General features: G+C 67.2%; 17 protein-coding genes and 2 riboswitches. Of the genes, 11 read left to right on the forward strand and 6 right to left on the reverse strand.

Annotated elements, in window-relative coordinates:
* The first annotated feature begins 8 nt into the window (after nucleotides 1-8).
* Complete coding sequence (locus tag AC1DFC_RS06040) at nucleotides 9-590, forward strand: peroxidase-related enzyme (RefSeq protein ID WP_007834477.1); 582 nt, start codon at nucleotides 9-11, stop codon at nucleotides 588-590.
* 106 nt (nucleotides 591-696) lie between these two features.
* Here AC1DFC_RS06040 and AC1DFC_RS06045 read toward each other — a convergent pair whose 3' ends face one another.
* From AC1DFC_RS06045 to AC1DFC_RS06055, 3 genes are read right to left on the reverse strand one after another with little or no spacing between them, the layout of a single operon-like run.
* The gene (locus AC1DFC_RS06045) at nucleotides 697-2448 is read right to left on the reverse strand and encodes a phosphoethanolamine transferase (RefSeq protein WP_007834475.1); all 1752 of its coding nucleotides are present in this window, start codon (nucleotides 2446-2448) and stop codon (nucleotides 697-699) included.
* Between the two features lie 46 nt (nucleotides 2449-2494).
* On the reverse strand, nucleotides 2495-3085 hold the full coding sequence (locus AC1DFC_RS06050) for a phosphatase PAP2 family protein (RefSeq protein WP_007834473.1): 591 nt from the start codon (nucleotides 3083-3085) through the stop codon (nucleotides 2495-2497).
* Nucleotides 3072-3776: a phosphatase PAP2 family protein gene (locus tag AC1DFC_RS06055; RefSeq protein WP_007834471.1), complete on the reverse strand. Its 705-nt coding sequence runs from the start codon at nucleotides 3774-3776 to the stop codon at nucleotides 3072-3074. The genes AC1DFC_RS06050 and AC1DFC_RS06055 overlap by 14 nt, the downstream gene beginning before the upstream one ends.
* A gap of 142 nt (nucleotides 3777-3918) precedes the next feature.
* On the opposite strand from AC1DFC_RS06055, the gene AC1DFC_RS06060 reads away from it, so the two are divergent.
* Both AC1DFC_RS06060 and AC1DFC_RS06065 read left to right on the forward strand, forming a co-directional pair.
* The gene (locus AC1DFC_RS06060; protein WP_007834469.1) at nucleotides 3919-4593 is read left to right on the forward strand and encodes a response regulator; all 675 of its coding nucleotides are present in this window, start codon (nucleotides 3919-3921) and stop codon (nucleotides 4591-4593) included.
* Nucleotides 4590-5942, forward strand: a complete 1353-nt coding sequence (locus AC1DFC_RS06065; protein WP_007834467.1) for a sensor histidine kinase — start codon at nucleotides 4590-4592, stop codon at nucleotides 5940-5942. Before AC1DFC_RS06060 ends, AC1DFC_RS06065 begins: the two co-directional genes overlap by 4 nt.
* A gap of 20 nt (nucleotides 5943-5962) precedes the next feature.
* Here the strand turns inward: AC1DFC_RS06065 and AC1DFC_RS06070 are convergent, their stop codons facing one another.
* The 3 genes from AC1DFC_RS06070 to AC1DFC_RS06080 all read right to left on the reverse strand — a co-directional run bounded on the left by AC1DFC_RS06070 (nucleotide 5963) and on the right by AC1DFC_RS06080 (nucleotide 8075).
* A complete protein-coding gene (locus tag AC1DFC_RS06070; protein ID WP_007834465.1) occupies nucleotides 5963-6385 on the reverse strand; it encodes an acyl-CoA thioesterase in 423 nt (140 codons plus the stop codon).
* Nucleotides 6382-7215, reverse strand: coding sequence for a DMT family transporter (locus AC1DFC_RS06075; RefSeq protein ID WP_478178819.1), 834 nt, complete (start codon nucleotides 7213-7215; stop codon nucleotides 6382-6384). Before AC1DFC_RS06075 ends, AC1DFC_RS06070 begins: the two co-directional genes overlap by 4 nt.
* Nucleotides 7216-7292: 77 nt before the next feature.
* Nucleotides 7293-8075: an SDR family oxidoreductase gene (locus AC1DFC_RS06080; RefSeq protein WP_007834461.1), complete on the reverse strand. Its 783-nt coding sequence runs from the start codon at nucleotides 8073-8075 to the stop codon at nucleotides 7293-7295.
* A gap of 122 nt (nucleotides 8076-8197) precedes the next feature.
* Here AC1DFC_RS06080 and AC1DFC_RS06085 point away from each other — a divergent pair, with 122 nt between their 5' ends.
* From AC1DFC_RS06085 to gcvT, 8 genes are all read left to right on the forward strand, one after another.
* Nucleotides 8198-9895, forward strand: coding sequence for an electron transfer flavoprotein-ubiquinone oxidoreductase (locus AC1DFC_RS06085; RefSeq protein WP_007834459.1), 1698 nt, complete (start codon nucleotides 8198-8200; stop codon nucleotides 9893-9895).
* A 116-nt stretch (nucleotides 9896-10011) separates the two neighbouring features.
* Nucleotides 10012-11031 carry a D-erythronate dehydrogenase gene (gene denD / locus AC1DFC_RS06090; RefSeq protein WP_478178820.1) on the forward strand — a complete coding sequence of 340 codons (1020 nt, stop codon included), beginning with the start codon at nucleotides 10012-10014 and terminating at the stop codon, nucleotides 11029-11031.
* 44 nt (nucleotides 11032-11075) lie between these two features.
* Nucleotides 11076-12053 (forward strand): TRAP transporter substrate-binding protein, encoded by a 978-nt coding sequence (locus AC1DFC_RS06095; protein WP_007834455.1) that lies wholly within the window; start codon nucleotides 11076-11078, stop codon nucleotides 12051-12053.
* A gap of 97 nt (nucleotides 12054-12150) precedes the next feature.
* Nucleotides 12151-12663: a TRAP transporter small permease gene (locus AC1DFC_RS06100; protein ID WP_007834453.1), complete on the forward strand. Its 513-nt coding sequence runs from the start codon at nucleotides 12151-12153 to the stop codon at nucleotides 12661-12663.
* A gap of 12 nt (nucleotides 12664-12675) precedes the next feature.
* On the forward strand, nucleotides 12676-13968 hold the full coding sequence (locus AC1DFC_RS06105) for a TRAP transporter large permease (RefSeq protein WP_007834451.1): 1293 nt from the start codon (nucleotides 12676-12678) through the stop codon (nucleotides 13966-13968).
* Between the two features lie 97 nt (nucleotides 13969-14065).
* A complete protein-coding gene (locus tag AC1DFC_RS06110) occupies nucleotides 14066-14602 on the forward strand; it encodes a hypothetical protein (RefSeq protein ID WP_007834449.1) in 537 nt (178 codons plus the stop codon).
* A gap of 45 nt (nucleotides 14603-14647) precedes the next feature.
* On the forward strand, nucleotides 14648-15055 hold the full coding sequence (locus AC1DFC_RS06115; protein ID WP_007834446.1) for a YkvA family protein: 408 nt from the start codon (nucleotides 14648-14650) through the stop codon (nucleotides 15053-15055).
* 45 nt (nucleotides 15056-15100) lie between these two features.
* A riboswitch (glycine riboswitch) is annotated at nucleotides 15101-15191 on the forward strand.
* Nucleotides 15192-15203: 12 nt separating this feature from the next.
* Nucleotides 15204-15307, forward strand: a riboswitch (glycine riboswitch).
* 47 nt (nucleotides 15308-15354) lie between these two features.
* The gene (gcvT, locus tag AC1DFC_RS06120) at nucleotides 15355-16530 is read left to right on the forward strand and encodes a glycine cleavage system aminomethyltransferase GcvT (RefSeq protein ID WP_478178821.1); all 1176 of its coding nucleotides are present in this window, start codon (nucleotides 15355-15357) and stop codon (nucleotides 16528-16530) included.
* Nucleotides 16531-16547 lie beyond the last annotated feature (17 nt).

Genomic DNA, 16547 nt, shown 5'->3' on the forward strand with positions numbered 1-16547 from the left:
GAGACAACATGGCCGCAGAACGCTATCCCCTCGCCGAACTGAAAGACCTGCCCGAAGACATCCGCACCGCGATCCTCGCCGTGCAGGAAAAGGCGGGCTTCGTGCCCAACGTGTTCCTCGCCCTCGCACGCCGGCCGGCCGAGTGGCGCGCCTTCTTCGCGTACCACGATGCGCTGATGCTCAAGGAAGAAGGCTCGCTCACCAAGGGCGACCGCGAGATGATCGTCACCACCACCAGCGCGGCCAACAAATGCCTGTACTGCGTTGTGGCGCATGGCGCGCTGCTGCGCATCTACGAGAAGAAGCCGCTGGTGGCCGACCAGGTGGCGGTGAACTACCGCAAGGCCGACATCACGCCGCGCCAGCGCGCCATGCTCGACTTTGCGATGAAGGTCTGCGAGCGCTCGCACGAGATCGACGACAGCGACTTCCCGCCGCTGCACGCGCACGGCTTCGACGACGAGGACATCTGGGATATCGCGGCCATCACCGCCTTCTTCGGCCTGAGCAACCGGCTGGCGAGCTTCAGCGGCATGCAGCCGAACAACGAGTTCTTCCTGATGGGGCGGCTGCCGCGCGAGAAGAAGTGAGCCTGATTTGATGCGGGGTCCGTTCAGGGCGTGTGCACAGGGCACCGGGTAGTCCCCTGCGCGAATGTCCCTGGGCCATCAACCGCAGGCAAGCTCCGATAGAAGCTCAGCCCTTACCGCGACAAGAAGCCAGTGCATCCAGCGCCGGCTTGTAGGTGGGCGTGGCGACGTCCATCACGCCCAGCACCGTGTGGTACAGGTTGTCGTGGGTGAGCGGCGTGTCGAGCCCCGCCTCCATGCACGAACGCGAAAGCTTGCGCCGTTGGCTCATGCCTTCGCTGAACCACGTGACCATCGGCACGTGCTTCTGCGCCTCGGGCGCGAAGCTGTACGGCACGCCGTGCAGGAACAGGCCGTATTCGCCGAGCGACTCGCCGTGGTCGCTCACGTACAGCATCGCCGGGTCGTACTGCTTCGATTGGGCCTTGAGCCAGTCGATGGTCTGGCCTAGGAAGCGGTCGGTCTGCACGATCGAGTTGTCGTACACGTTCATGAGCTCGGCGTGGCCGCACTCGGCCAGCGCATTGGTCTTGCACTCGGGCAGGAAGCGCTTCACGTCGGGCGCCGAGCGCTTGTAGTAGGCCGGGCCGTGGCTGCCCATCTGGTGCATCACCAGCACGACACCCTTGGCGCGGCGCTCGGCCGGTAGCGCGGCAATGCGCTCGTCGAGGCCCTTGAGCATCACGTCGTCGAGGCATTCGTCGCCGTCGCACAGCGCCTTCTTGGTGGCGGCATCGAGGCCTTCGAAGGCCGAGGCGTTCGGCACGCGGACACACACACCCTTGCAGCCGGCCTGGTTGTCCAGCCAGAAAACGGCCAGGCCCGCAGCCTGCAGCACGTCGACCAGTGTCTCGTAGTCGTCCTTGCGCGATTCGTAGCCTTCCTTGCCCAGCGGCGAGAACATGCACGGCACGGAGGCCAGCGTGTTGGTGCCGCAGGAATGCACCTCGCGGTAACTCAGCACACCGCGCCTGGCGAGTTCGGGCGTGGTGTCGCGCGCATAGCCATTCAAGGCGAAGTGGTCGGCGCGAGCCGTCTCGCCCACCACCACCACGAACAGCGGTGGCTTGGTCTGAGCCGCATAGCTGGCGCCCAGCGCCGTGCCGGCAGTGATCGGAATCAGCTTGCCGCTGCGCTTGAACAGCGGCTTGATGAACAGCGAGCCCGTGGAATAGAGCGTCGCGATGGGGTTCATCATGTAGCGCAGATGAACGTTGTTGCGCATCAGCGGCGCCAGCTCGCGGTTCATGGACACCGCCGCGCCCAGCGCGACGAGCACCGACAGCAGCAACAGCGCGGCGTTGCGCCAGAGCTTCGACAGAAAGCGCATCGGCGTGACGCGCACCCGCCACAGCAGCCAGGCCGCAGGCAGGACCACCACGCCGACGTTGAAGGCCATGCGCCAGCTCAGCAGATCGCGCGCCTCGTTCGGATCGGTCTGCAGCGCGTTGGCGATCATGGTCGGGTCCATCACCACGCGGTACTGGAGCATGTAGTGCTGGACCACCGCGGCCAGCACGACCACGGCGAGCCACAGCGGCTTCATCCAGCGCGACCAGGCGGTCAGCGACAGCATGGCCGCCGAGCCGCACAGCGTGAGCAGGCTCATGGCCACGATGGTGGACATGTAGGTGCTCGGCGCACCGCCGATACGGGCCAGCTCGTTCCACAGCGGCCAGTTGGTGGTCAATACGAGGTAGAGGCTGAGCCAAAGAACGAGCACGGCGGCCGAACGCGGCTGCTTCAACCACAGGTTGAAGCGCTCCCACGACGTACCGGAGGCGGGTGAGTGCGGCGTTTTGGGGTCAGAAGTGCTCGCCCGCTGCAGGGGTGCGGGCTCGATTCGCGAAACAGACATGCGGCGAATGTAGCGAGTCCGCCTGAAGCGAGCCTGAATTGCCCCTTCAGTCGGTGTTCAGGCTGGCCCGGCGCAGGCGCATCTTCGCGCGCCTGCGCGCCATGAGCACGCCGGAAGCGGCCAGGCCCAGCGGCCGGCTGACGCCGCGCTCCACAATGACCGACACCACCGCGCCCAGCACCGCCGCCACGACGACATCGGAGGGAAAATGCAGGCCCAGGAACACCCGGCTCCATGCCACCACAACAGCCACCAGCAGCGCCGCCAGCATGGCTGCGCGGGAAGGCAGGCACCAGAGCGAAAAGGCGGCGGCAAAGGTTCCGGCCGCATGCAGGCTCGGAAAGCCGGGCCGCACGCCCTGGGGCACCCACTGGATGCCAAGGCCATAGAACGCAGGCCGGGGAACCGGCATCAGCGTGCGGATCATGTTCACGATCAACCACACGGCCAGCACGCTCACCAGCACCGTGAACAGCGCATGGCGCCAGCGCCGGCTGAACAGCGCGCAGACCCCGATGGCGAGCGTCAGCAGGGCCGGCAGCAGGTTGGAGGAGAACTCGGCGACACGCAGGCTCCACGCCGGCACCGAAGGGTCCGCGTTGATCAGCCTGAACAGTGCGAAATCAAGATCCTGCATGTGCGGGCATCGCCGGCTTCAGCATGCGCGATTTGAAGCGAGTCACCGCCGCCTCGATGACGAAGCCCACCACCCAGCAGACCCAAGCGGTCCAGAGGGTGTGGCTCATGTAATGGGCGCCGCGCAGTTGCTGCGACGCGCCCAGCACGAACCCCGCAACCACGGACACCCCCAGCCAGATCGCCGCCGCACGGGACGACACCCGGCGCAGCACGAAGTACCCGCCCACGTAGGCAAAGGCCGCAGACGCATGGCCGGCAGGAAAACACCCGCCCGGCCCGCCATCGTTGACGCCCCACGACCAGTGCGACACATACCGTGCAACGCCGCCGAACTCCTGCAGGTCCCACGGGCAGCTGGTCTGGCTGGCATGCTTGAGCACGCTGACGGCGATCACCGAGGCCAGCACCGTGAGCGCCAGCTGGGCGCGGCCCCCGGTGCTCAGGCGGCGCAGGAAGCCGAACGGCCACCGGATTGCGGCGAACAATGCGATCACGAGCGCCCAGCTCAGGTTCCGGGCGCCCTCATGCATCACGTGAACCATGAAAGGGTTGTCGCGCAAGGGAAAACCCATGTGCGAACCTGCCATGCGCGCCAGCACCAGGTCTGCCCCCGTCGCGTCCCATGCCATCAGTGCAACCAGTGCAAAAAGGGTCAGGACCCCCAGGCGAAATAGCGGGAAACGTGTCATGAACGAAGGCGGGACTGAAAAACAGACGCGAGCCTACGTTCGCGGAATGAACCCAGCCTGAAGCAAGATGAACCGAACCTGACTGGCAGGCCCCGTGCAACCGGGCAGCGCTAGACTCCATTTTTTGTTGGAAGGACATGGCGTGCGCATATTGCTGGTCGAAGATGACACTGCGTTGGCAGATGCCGTCTGCAGCTACCTGCTGGCCAAGGCCTTCGTGGTCGACGTGGCTTCGAGCCTGGCCGACGCCCGCGGCGCCCTGCTTTCGGTGCAATACGCGGCCGTGCTGCTCGACCTGCACCTGGGCGACGGCGACGGCCTCTCGCTGCTGCCGCAGGTGCGCGCCCTGCCCGAGCGCCCCATCGTCATCGTGCTGACGGCACGCGACCAGGTGACCGACCGCATCCGCGGCCTGGATGCCGGCGCCGACGACTACCTCATCAAGCCCTACGACCCCGCCGAGCTGCTGGCGCGCCTGCGCGCGGTCGAGCGCCGCCGCAGCGCGAGCAGCTCGCCGGTGCTGCAGCTCGGCACGCTCGAGATCGACCTGGCGCACGACATGGTGCGCAAGGACGGCTCGCCGATCACGCTGACGCAGAAGGAATGGGCGCTGCTGCGCGTCATGGCCACGCGACCCGAGCGCATCCACACGCGCGAGAACCTTGCCGATGCGCTCTACGGCTTCGGCGACGAGGCCGACAGCAACACGCTCGAGGTCTTCATCAGCCGCCTGCGCCGCAAGCTAGGGCGCAACCACATCCAGACGCTGCGCGGCCTCGGCTATCGCCTGTCGTTCTCGGCGGACGACGACGAATGAGCCTGAACAAGCTCGTGGCCGGCCGCGACACGCTCGCGGGCCGGCTGACCCGCACGCTGATCCTCTGGGTCGGCGGCGTGTGGCTGCTGTGCGTGTTCGCCGTGGTCTGGTATGTGGACCGCGAGATCAACCACAACTTCGACAACGAAATGGTCGAAGTTTCGCACCGCATGTTCGCGATGGCCGTGCAGGAACTGGAAAAGCTGCAGCACCCCAGACAGGAGCCGCCGCGCGAACCGCTGATCGCGCCCAAGCAGCTGTTCTCCGAGGACGCGGTGATCTACCAGATCGTCGACCTGCACGAACACGTACTGCTGCGCTCCGCCGAAGCGCCCGCGGACACCTTCGATGTGCCGCTGGCCGCCGGCTTCGCGAACAACCCGAGCTGGCGCATCTACACCGTGCGCCATCCGACGCTGGGCCTGTTCTTCCAGGTGGCGGACCCGCTCGACGAACGCCGCCATGCCCTGAACCGCACGCTCTTCGGCCTGATCATTCCGCTCGTCGCGGTGCTGCCGCTGCTCGCGCTGGTGTTGCGCAACGTGGCGCGTGCCGAGCTGCGGGCGCTGCAGGAGCTGGCCGGTGAGATCGAGAAACGCAGCGGCGCCGACCTGAGCCCGATCGCCCTGCCCGGCCTGCCGAGGGAGCTGCGCACCGTCGGCGACCACGTCAACCGGCTGCTGGAGCGCCTGTCGCACTCGCTCGACGTGGAGCGCGCGCTGGCGGCCAACGCCGCGCACGAACTGCGAACACCGCTTGCCGCCGCCCGCCTGCGGCTGCAGACCGCGCTCGAACACGACCTGCAGCGCAACGACGTGCAGGCCGCGCTCGATGCGCTGCGCACCCTCAGCCACCGCACCGAGAAGCTGCTGCAGCTGTCGCGCGCGGAATCGGGCGCCTCGCTCACACGCACGCGGGTCGACCTGGTGCAGCTCGCCGGCGCCGTGGCGCAGGACTTCTGGCAAGACCCGCGCAACACCGAGCGCCTCGTGCTCAAGGTGCCCGACAGCGCCACCCCCCTGGCCCTCGGCGACTTCGACGCACTCGCGATCGCACTGCGCAACCTGGTGGAGAACGCGCTGCGCTACGGGGGTGGCCGCGTCGTCGTCGAGGTGACGGCGCCCTGCACCCTTGCCGTGCGCGACTTCGGCCCCGGCGTGAACCCCGCGCAGCTCGAAACCCTGCGCGAGCGCCATGTGCGCCACAGCTCCGATCGCGCCGGCTACGGCCTGGGCATCTCGATCGTGGGCACCATCGTCGAGAAGCACGGCGCGAGGCTCGAACTCTCGTCGCCGCCGGCGGCCGCGGCGCATGGCTTCGAGGCTCGCATCGTGCTGCAGCCGGCCTGAGCTGCGTCAGCGGCTCCTGCTCAGTCGCTCACCAGCGTGCGCAGCCAGTCGGGCAGCGCCAGCGCCTTCTGCTTCGGGAAATCGACCCAGATGGTGGTTGCGCCGCCGGCCGCGCAGACCACGTCGGGCGCGTCTTCGCGGACCATGGTGGCCCAGCTTTCGAAGGTGGTGCGCCCCGGGTCGCTCACGTACATCTTGATCCGCACGTTGCCCGGGTATTCGATCTGCCGGTAGAAGTTGCAGAAGGCATTGACGATCACCATGCCCTCGCCGCCCGGCGCGGGCTCGACACCGATCGAGCGGATCCAGTCGATGCGCGCGGTTTCGAGATAGCGAAAGTAGGTGCCGTTGTTCAGGTGGCCCATGGCGTCCATGTCGCCCCAGCGGATGGGGATCGACATTTCGTACACGAGCTTCTTCTTTTCGGGGATTTCGATTCTCATCGGTGGGCCTTGATGGATGCGAGGATGCCCAGGACGAACAGCAAGGCCGCCAGCCATTCGGTGGCCAGCGGCCAGCGGCCGTCCCAGAGGAAGGAATAGAGCAATGCGAACAGCGTCTCGCTGACGATCAGCTGGCCGCACAGGCTCGCAGACAGCCGCTGGCTCGCGACGTTCCACAGGATGGTCGCGAGCCACGACGAACCGAAACCGCTCGCCAGTGCGATCCAGATGAACAGCATGCCGTCGGGCTGCGACCGCAGCGTGGCGACATCGCTGCCCGCCGCCGCCCACAGCAGCAAGGCCCCGAGGCCGGTGGCAATGCCGAGCCAGTTGGCCCAGTCGGCCGCGTGCACCTCGCGGTGCCGCTGCAGCCAGGCGGCGTTGAGCAAGCCGTAGACCGTCCAGCTCACCATCGAGCACAGCGCCAGCGCAATGCCCCCGCCGAAGCGCGCGCCAGCACCACTGCCCGCGCCGCCGTGCGCCGACCAGGCGCCCCAGATCATGAGTGCCATGCCCGCGCCCGTGAGCAGCAGCCCGGGCAGCAAGGCCCGCATGTGCAGGCCCGCGGGCCGGCCCAGCAGCATCATCCAGACAGGGATCGTGCCGATGACGAGGCTCGGCACCTCGGTGCCGGCTGCCGCGATGCCGAAGGCGAGCAGCAGGTAGTAGCCGCTGAAGCCCAGCACGCTGAGCCCCAGCGCCGCGAGCGCCTGCCGACCGTTCGGCCAGCGCACGGCGGCCGGCCGCGCGAACACCGCAAGCCCGGAGACCGCGCCGAACACGAGAAAGCGCGCGGCGGTGATGTCGACCATGCCGAATTGGCCCACCATGCGCGGCGCTACGAACACCAGCCCCCAGAGCGCACCCGCGCCCAGGCCGGCGGCAATGCCGGTCCAGGCCCGCGGACTCAGAGCGCGAACCCGTCGTCGGCCGCAATGACGGCACCGTTCACGAAATGGCTCTCGCCGCTGGCCAGCAGCACGATCAGGCCGTCCAGGTCCTCGGGCTTGCCCACGCGCTTGCGCGGCAGCATGCTGACCAGCCTGGCGCCTGCCTCGGTGGTCCAGTGCTCCTCGTTGAGTTCGGTCGCGATGTAGCCCGGGCACAGCGCGTTCACGTTGATGCCGAAGCGGCCCCACTCGAGCGCCATGGCCTTGGTCATCTGCACCACCGCGGCCTTGCTCATGCAATACGTGCCGATCTGCGGCATGACCTTGAGCGCCGCCGACGAGGCGATGTTGATGATCCGCCCGCCGATGTAGGTGCCCGGTGCCGTGCCCGTGGCGCGCGCCAGCATGCGCTTGCCGACTTCCTGCGCGACGAAGAAGGAGCCCTTCACGTTGGTGTCGAAGATGTAGTCGTAGTCGTCGGGCGTCACGTCCTGCAGGCGCTGCGTGGTGCTCACGCCCGAGTTGTTGACCAGGATGTCGATGGGGCCGACCTCGGTCTCCGCACGCGCGACCGCGGCCTTGATGCTGCCGATGTCGGTCACGTCGAGCTCGACCACATGGGCGTCGCCGCCCTCGCCTTCGATGCGGGCGCGCAGCTCCTTGAGCTTCTCGACGCGGCGGCTGGCCAGCACCACGGCGGCACCGGCGCGCGCCAGGGTTTTCGAGAACTGGGCGCCGAGCCCGCTGGAGGCGCCGGTGACGAAGGCCACGCGGCCGGAAAGATCGATGCTGTAAGCCATGGACTGGATCCTGTGGAGTCGCGCAGGTGACGAAACAGGCCCGTCCGCGAGTGACACGGACCGCCCGTGGACGCCGCATAAAATGCCCCGCGCCTCGAAAAATCATTATCGACCCAACCCACATGACCCACGACGAAATCCTCGCCCAGTTCGGCCCTCGCGAAGCCATGGAATACGACGTGGTCGTGGTCGGCGGCGGCCCGGCCGGCCTCTCGACCGCGATCCGGCTCAAGCAGTTGGCCGCGCAGCACGAGAAGGAGATCTCGGTCGTGGTGCTCGAAAAGGGCTCGGAGCCCGGCGCGCACATCCTCTCTGGCGCCATCATGGACCCGCGCGCGCTCAACGAGCTGCTGCCCGACTGGGAGGAACTCGGCGCGCCGCTCAACCAGCCCGTGACCGACGACGCGATGGTGTTCCTCGGCGAGAAGTCGGGCCTGCGCACCCCCAACCTGTTCCTGCCGGCCTGCTTCCAGAACCACGGCAACTACATCATCAGCCTCGGCGCCTTCACCAAGTGGCTGGCGCAGCAGGCCGAGAACATGGGCGTCGAAATCTTCCCGGGCTTCCCCGCGGCGGAAGTGCTCTACAACGAAGACGGTTCGGTGCGCGGCGTGGCCACCGGCAACATGGGCGTGGGCAAGGACGGCGAACCGACCGAGAACTTCCAGCTCGGCATGGAGCTGCTGGGCAAGTACACCGTGTTCGCCGAAGGCGCGCGCGGCCACCTCGGCCGCCAGCTCATCGCGAAGTACAAGCTCGACGCCGGCAAGGACCCGCAGACCTACGGCCTCGGCGTGAAGGAAGTGTGGGAGATCGACCCCAAGCGCCACCAGCCCGGCTTCGTGCTGCACACGGCCGGCTGGCCCATGAAGAGCGACACCTATGGCGGCGCCTTCCTCTATCACATGGAGGACAACAAGGTCACGATGGGCTTCATCACCGGCCTGGACTACAGCAACCCCTACCTGAGCCCGTTCGAGGAAATGCAGCGCTGGAAGCTGCACCCCAACATCCGCTGGTACCTCGAAGGCGACGAGGCCCAGGGCATCAAGCCGGCCAAGCGCATCGGCTACGGCGCGCGCGCCATCACGGCCGGCGGCCTGATGTCGCTGCCCAAGACGGTGTTCCCGGGCGGCGCGCTGGTCGGCTGCGAGGCCGGCTACCTCAACGTGAGCCGCATCAAGGGCAGCCATGCCGCCATCAAGACCGGCATGCTGTGCGCCGAAGCCGCCTTCGAGGCGGTGCAGGCCGGCCGCCAGCACGACGAACTCACGGCCTACCCGGCCGCGTTCGAGAAGAGCTGGCTCTACACCGAGCTGAACAAAGCGCGCAACTTCAAGGCCTGGTTCAAGAAGGGCCTGGGTATCGCGACCTTCATGAACGGCATCGAGCAGTGGCTGCTCAAGGGCCACATTCCATGGACACTGCACCGCAACAAGCCCGACCACCTCTACCTGAAGCCCGCTTCGGAGTGCAAGCCCATCGTCTATCCGAAGCCGGACGGCAAGCTCACCTTCGACCGCCTCTCCAGCGTGTTCATCAGCAACACCAACCATGAAGAGCAGCAGCCGGCCCACCTGACGCTGAAGGACGCGACGGTGCCGGTCAACATCAACCTCGCCAAGTTCGCCGGCCCCGAAAGCCGCTACTGCCCGGCCGGCGTGTACGAGTTCGTGGGCACCGAGGACGGCAAGCAGCGCCTGCAGATCAATGCGCAGAACTGCGTGCACTGCAAGACCTGCGACATCAAGGACCCGACGCAGAACATCGTGTGGGTCACGCCCGAAGGCGGCGGCGGGCCGAACTACGTGGGCATGTAAGGCCTCCTTGCCTCGTCGGCGAGCCCTCTTCGGAGGGCTTTTTCGTTTCGGCTCTCCGCTGCGCTTCGTGTTGCCGGAGCCTCGCGTATTCTGGCGGCTCACAGGAGACAAAACCCATGCACATCGTCATCACCGGCGGCGCCGGTTTTCTGGGCGCTCGCCTCGCCCGCACGCTGTTGAAGCAAGGCCCCCTCTCGCTGGCCGGCGCACCGGTCCGGCCGATCGAGCGCATCACGCTGGTCGACCGCGTGGGCGCGCCCGCCGACCTCGCGTCCGATGCGCGCATCGCCACCGTGACGGGCGACCTCAACGCGCAACTCTCGCCCGATGCAGACGCGACCGTCTGGCGCGAAGCCGATGCCGTCTTCCACCTGGCCGCGGCCGTGAGCGGCGAGTGCGAGGCCGACTTCGACCTCGGCATGCGCAGCAATTTCGCAGCCACGCACGCGTTGCTCGAACGGGTGCGTGCGCTCGGCACGAGGCCAGTGCTGGTGTTCGCCAGCTCGCTCGCGGTATTCGGCGATTCGCCCGAGCAGCCGCTGCCGAAGGTCATCGAAGACCACACGCTGCCCACGCCGCAGACCAGCTACGGCATCCAGAAATTCATCGGCGAGCAGCTGGTGGCCGATTTCACGCGCAAGGGCTTCGTGCGCGGGCGCAGCGTGCGGCTCATGACGGTGAGCGTACGCCCGGGCAAACCCAACGGCGCGGCCTCGGGCTTCTTCAGCGGCATGATCCGCGAGCCGCTGGCCGGCCTGCGCGCGGCCTGCCCCGTGCCCGATTCGACGCCTGTCGCCATCGCGTCACCGGCGCGCACCATCGAGGGCATCATCCGCGCCGCCGAGGCGAGCGATGCGCAGTGGGGTCCGCGCACCGCACTGAACCTGCCCTCGCTGGCCACCACGGTGGGCGAGATGGCTGCCGCGCTGGAGCACGTGGCCGGCCAGGCCGCCACCGCCCTGCTCGATCGCACGCCCGATCCGACGATCATGCGCATCGTGAAGACCTGGCCCGGGCGCATCGAAACGGCGCGTGCGAAGGCGCTGGGCCTGTCGGCGGACCAGAGCTTCGAGACCGTCATCCGCGAATACGTCCGTGAAAATCCCGACGCGGTGAAGCTCTCCGGTGTTGCATAGTCCGGGGCGCCTGACGCGCACCTGACTTCAACCCCGGAGACATCATGAAAATCGGCCACATCGCCGCCGCCTGCCTTTCGCTCGCCCTGGGCGCTTCCGCTGCCCATGCGCAACAACCGACCGTCCTGAAGATCGGCTACGCGACCTCCAAGGAGTCGCACTACGGCGTGGGCTCCACGGTGTTCTGCGAAGAGATCGAGAAGGGCACGCAAGGCCGCTACAAGTGCCAGCACTTCGCCAACTCGGCGTTGGGCGGCGAGCGCGAGCAGATCGAGGCCATACAGCTCGGCACGCAGGACCTGGTCAACACCTCGACCGGCCCGGTGGGCAACTTCGTGCCCGAGGTCAAGATCGTCGACATCCCCTTCCTGTTCCGCGACTACGACCACGCGCGCAAGGTGATGGACGGCCCGATCGGCCAGGACATCCTGACCAAGTTCCCGAGCAAGGGCATCGTCGCGCTGGCCTGGACGGAGAACGGCTTCCGCCACATGACGAACAGCAAACGCGACATCGTCAAGCCCGAGGACGCCAAGGGCCTGAAGATGCGCACCATGGAAAACAAGGTGCACATGGACGGCTACCGCACCTTCGGCATCCTGCCCACGCCGATGGCCTTCCCCGAACTCTTCGGCGCGCTGCAGCAGGGCACGGTCGACGGGCAGGAGAACCCGATTCCGGTGATCCTGGCATCGAAGTTCTCGCAGGTGCAGAAGCACCTCTCGCTCACGGGCCACGTGTATTCGCCGGCGCTGCTGCTGCTGTCGCCGAAGGTGTGGAACAAGCTCTCGGACGCCGACAAGAAGGTGTTCGTCGAAGCCGCGAAGAAGGCCTCCGTCGCCCAGCGCAAGAAGGTGAACGACGACGAGAACAACGGCATCGCCCAGCTCGAGAAAGACGGCATGAAGGTCACGCGCACCGTCGACGGCGCGGCCTTCCGCGAGGCGCTGAAGCCGGCATACGTGAGCTACGCCAAGGAATTCGGCGCGGACAACATCAAGAAGATTTCGGACGTCAAGTAACGCCGCCCCGCCGGTCTTCCGGCAACGCGCCCGGCTCGCCATAGTGCGCCGGGCGCTTCGTTTTTTCATCTCTCGACACAACAGAGAACAACTCAAAGTGCAAGCCTTCGAGCGCTACTTTCTCGCCGCCAACCGCTGGGCGCTGATTCTTCTGCTGGCCGCCATGTCGGTCATCATCTTCACCAACGTCGTGCTGCGCTACACCACCAACCAGTCGCTCGAATGGGCCGAGGAGGTGTCGCGCCACATGATGATCTGGCTCACATTCCTGGGCGCCGGGCCGGTGCTGCGCTACGGCGGGCACATCGCGGTCGAGAATCTGCAGGACGCGCTGCCGCGCCCCGCCGCGGTGGCGCTGCGCATCGTGGTGGCAGGGCTTCTCTTCGCTTTCTTCGGCTTCATGGTGTGGTACGGCTGGCTGTACATGCAGCGCACGATGTTCCAGCTCACGGCCGTCACGCAGATTCCGTTTGCCTACATCTACAGCGCGATGCTGTTCGGCGGCGTGCTGCTCGTCGTGCATTGGCTGCTGGTGGTGCGCGGCTACGTGCTGAACCGCGAGTTCGCCTCCGACGCGCACTTCGACGCCAACGCGAGCGCGTCGCTGTAAGGAGGAACGACCATGGATGCAAGCCTCGTTCTGATCGTTTCCGCCTGCGTGTTCCTGGCCATCGGCGTGCCGGTTGCTTTCGCGCTGGGCCTTTCCACCGTGACCACGCTGATCCTCGCGGAGAACTACCCGCTGATGGTACTGCTGAAGGAAACCTTCACCGGCATCGACAGCTTTCCGCTGATGGCCGTGCCCTTCTTCATCCTGGCGGCCGAGCTGATGAGCGGCGGCTCCCTCACCGAGGTGCTGTTGCGCTTCGCGGGCCAGTTCGTGGGCCATCGCCGGGGCGGTCTGGGCTACACCAACGTGGTGTCGCTGACCTTCTTCTCGGGCATCTCGGGCTCGGCGCTGGCCGACGCGGCGGGGCCGGGGTCGATGCTCATCAAGATGATGGACAAGGCCGGCTACGACCGCTCCTACGCGGCGGCGCTCACGGCCTCGACCGCGATCGTGGGGCCGATCATTCCGCCCTCGATCATCATGATCATCTACGCGCTGCAGGACGAGACGGTCTCGGTCGGCACGCTGTTCGCAGCAGGCATCCTGCCGGGCATCCTGATCGCGGTGGCGATGTGCCTGGTGAACTTCCACGTCTCGAAGAAGCGCAACTACAAGGGCGACGGGCAAACGCCGCCGCTGCGCGAGATCCTGGTGACGACGTGGAAGGCGATTCCCGCGATCCTGCTGCCAGTAGTCATTCTCGGCGGCATGCGCGCGGGCTGGTTCACGCCCACCGAGGCATCGGTGGTGGCGGTGTTCTACGCGCTCGTGTGCGGCAAGTTCATCTACCGCACGCTCGAATGGAAGGCGCTGCCCGACATTCTTTCGCGCTCGGCCCTGCTGTCGGCCTCGGTGCTGATCATCATCGGCCTGTCGGCCTCGTTCGCGTGGATCCTGACCATCGAGGGCATTCCGCAGCAGATGGCCGAATGGCTCATCGGCATGAACCTCTCGCCGTGGATGTTCCTGATCATCGTCAACATCTTCCTGCTGCTGTTCGGCATCTTCATCGAGCCGCTGCCGGGCGTGATGGTGCTGGCGCCGATCCTCGCGCCAGTGGCGGTGAAGCTGGGCGTGGACCCGGTGCACTTCGCGATGATCGTGATCTTCAACCTCACGCTGGGCATGATCACGCCGCCGGTGGGTGGGCTGCTGTTCGTGACGTGCAACGTGTCGAAGGTACCCATGTCGGCGCTGGTGAAGGAGCTGGTGCCCTTCCTCTGGGCGCACGGCGCGGTGCTGCTGATACTGACCTTCGTGCCGGCGCTGAGCACCTGGCTGCCGCACGCGCTCGGGTTCAAGTAGCGTCGGCGGCCATTGGCCCTGCGAGGAAAACGGGTAATAAAGATGTCACCGCTTGCAACGATGCTGCGTCCATCGATTCCCCAAAGCTGTGGCTGCCATGTTTCCCACCAAGACCGACAAGGCGCGCGACGAACTCCAGGGCGGACAGCGCACGCTCAGCCAGCGCGAGCGCGCCCTGCTGCTGATGGCCGACGGCCGGCGCTCGCTGACCGACTTCAGCGCGCTGTTCCCCGACCGGCATGAAGCCGAGCTGGCGATCCGGGCGCTGATCCAGAGGGGCTACCTGCAGAGCCCGCAAGCCGCGGACGCACCGGCACCCGCCCAGCCCGTGCCGATCCCCGCCAACGAACCGATCCGCCTCCCCACCTCGGCCGATACCTTCGACGGCAAGCGCTCGCTGGCCACCACGCGCATGTTCCTGTTCGACATCTGCGAGCGCATGTTCGTGCGGCGCGACCCGAAGTTCGCGCTGCAGATGCGCGACGCGCTGCGCGAGGCGCGCGACCGCGAGGCGATGCTGACCATCGCCGCGCTGATGCTGACCGAGATCGAGAAAACCGCCGGCGTGGAGCGGGCCGAATCGCTGCGCGAGCGCATCGACCGGCTGCTGCCGCCGGCCGAAATCGTTCATTGAAGAGCGCACCACGGGCGCGAACGCGGCCTGTGACACCATCGCGAGGTGAACTCCGCTCCCGAAAAACCGCCCCTGTCCGACCGGCTTCGCGCCTGGGCCCGGCGCGTCAAGCGCGACGGCGTCACGCTGTGGTTCGCCGGCAGGCATGCATCCACCCCGTGGTATGCCAAGGCACTGGGCATGCTCGTGGTCGCCTACGCGCTCAGCCCGATCGACCTCATTCCCGACTTCATCCCGGTCCTGGGCTACCTCGACGACGTTCTCCTGCTGCCGGGGCTGATCTGGCTTGCGATCCGGATGATTCCGCCGCCGGTGCTCGCGGAGTGCCGCCGGCAAGCCGACGACTGGATGCAGAAGTCGGGCGCCAGGCCGACCAGCCGGTATGGCGCCGCGCTTGTCGTGGCCGTGTGGATCGCGGTCGGCGTCGCAGCGTGGCGCCTGTGGTCGCGATAGGGTGAAGGGCAAGTCCGGGGCTGCGGGCTGCGCGATCCACTACACTTGCCGGGGTCAGGAGAGAGCCCCGCACGCCGGGGCCGCCGAAGGCGCAGGGGATTCCCGAACGCTCAGGCAAAAGGACTGACAAGGCACTGGTGGACACCGGTGTTTCCTTGCTGGAGAGAGGCCGTTGCCAGGTAACGGCCCACCGAAGGAGCAAACCCCGATCGTGGGGCGAATCTCTCAGGTAAAGCGGACAGCAGGGGTGGCCCATGGCGTTGCAGCCATGGATTTCGACTGCCCCTTTGGAGTGCCCAGTGGCTGCTTCTTCCGCTCCCTCCGACGCCCCTCTTCTCAAGACGCCGCTGTACGACCTCCATCTGGAGCTCGGCGCCCGCACGGTGCCTTTCGCCGGCTATTCGATGCCCGTGCAATACCCCGCCGGCCTGATGGCCGAGCACAAGCACACGCGCGATGCGGCCGGCCTGTTCGACATTTCCCACATGGGACAGCTGCGCCTCGTCGGGCCCGATGCGGCAGCCGCCTTCGAAACCCTGATGCCCGTCGACGTGATCGACCTGCCCGCCGGCAAGCAGCGCTACGGCCTGCTGCTGAACGACGAGGGCGGCATCATCGACGACCTGATGTTCTTCAACGAAGGCCACGGCTCGATCTTCGTGATCGTGAATGGGGCCTGCAAGGTGGCCGACATCGCGCACATCCAGCAGAAGATCGGCGCCCGCTGCGACGTGCAGCCCCTGCCCGACCACGCCCTGCTCGCACTGCAAGGCCCGCAGGCCGCCGCCGCACTCGCGCGGCTGTCGCCCGGTGTCGAGCGCTTCGTGTTCATGACGGGCGGCGCGGTGCAGATCGGCGGCATTCCCGCCTTCGTCACCCGCAGCGGCTACACCGGCGAGGACGGCTTCGAGATCTCGGTGGCCGCCAAGGACGCCGACGCCCTCGCCCGCCTGCTGCTGGCCCAGCCCGAAGTCAAGCCCATCGGCCTGGGCGCACGCAATTCGCTGCGGCTCGAAGCCGGCCTGTGCCTGTACGGCAACGACATCGACACCACCACCACGCCGGTCGAGGCCTCGCTCAACTGGGCGATGCAGAAGGTGCGCCGCACCGGCGGCGCGCGCGCAGGCGGCTTTCCGGGCGCCGCGAAGGTCCTGGCGCAGCTCACCGCATCCACCGTGGGCGCGGCAGGCCACACCGATCACGACACGCTGAAGCGCAAGCGCGTGGGCCTCGTTGCCCTCGAACGCATTCCGGTGCGCGACGGCACGGTGCTGCAATCCTTCGAAGGCCAGGACATCGGCCTCGTCACCAGCGGCTTGCTCGGCCCTACCGCCGACCGCTGCATCGCCATGGGCTACGTGGCCACCGCCTTCGCCGAGCCGGGCACGCGCATCCAGGCCATCGTGCGCGGCAAGCCGGTGCCGATGGAAGTCTCGACCATGCCTTTCGTGCCCACCCGCTACTACCGCGGCTAGGCTACGCATCCCGATCA

This window comes from Variovorax sp. 10L421 (assembly GCF_056395365.1).

Coding starts and splice junctions, on each gene's coding strand:
- AC1DFC_RS06040 (WP_007834477.1), top strand. CDS start 9: ATGGCCGCAGAACGCTATCCCCTCGCCGAACTGAAAGACCTGCCCGAA.
- AC1DFC_RS06045 (WP_007834475.1), bottom strand. CDS start 2,448: ATGTCTGTTTCGCGAATCGAGCCCGCACCCCTGCAGCGGGCGAGCACT.
- AC1DFC_RS06050 (WP_007834473.1), bottom strand. CDS start 3,085: ATGCAGGATCTTGATTTCGCACTGTTCAGGCTGATCAACGCGGACCCT.
- AC1DFC_RS06055 (WP_007834471.1), bottom strand. CDS start 3,776: ATGACACGTTTCCCGCTATTTCGCCTGGGGGTCCTGACCCTTTTTGCA.
- AC1DFC_RS06065 (WP_007834467.1), top strand. CDS start 4,590: ATGAGCCTGAACAAGCTCGTGGCCGGCCGCGACACGCTCGCGGGCCGG.
- AC1DFC_RS06070 (WP_007834465.1), bottom strand. CDS start 6,385: ATGAGAATCGAAATCCCCGAAAAGAAGAAGCTCGTGTACGAAATGTCG.
- AC1DFC_RS06075 (WP_478178819.1), bottom strand. CDS start 7,215: ATGGTGGGCCAATTCGGCATGGTCGACATCACCGCCGCGCGCTTTCTC.
- AC1DFC_RS06080 (WP_007834461.1), bottom strand. CDS start 8,075: ATGGCTTACAGCATCGATCTTTCCGGCCGCGTGGCCTTCGTCACCGGC.
- AC1DFC_RS06085 (WP_007834459.1), top strand. CDS start 8,198: ATGACCCACGACGAAATCCTCGCCCAGTTCGGCCCTCGCGAAGCCATG.
- denD (WP_478178820.1), top strand. CDS start 10,012: ATGCACATCGTCATCACCGGCGGCGCCGGTTTTCTGGGCGCTCGCCTC.
- AC1DFC_RS06095 (WP_007834455.1), top strand. CDS start 11,076: ATGAAAATCGGCCACATCGCCGCCGCCTGCCTTTCGCTCGCCCTGGGC.
- AC1DFC_RS06105 (WP_007834451.1), top strand. CDS start 12,676: ATGGATGCAAGCCTCGTTCTGATCGTTTCCGCCTGCGTGTTCCTGGCC.
- AC1DFC_RS06110 (WP_007834449.1), top strand. CDS start 14,066: ATGTTTCCCACCAAGACCGACAAGGCGCGCGACGAACTCCAGGGCGGA.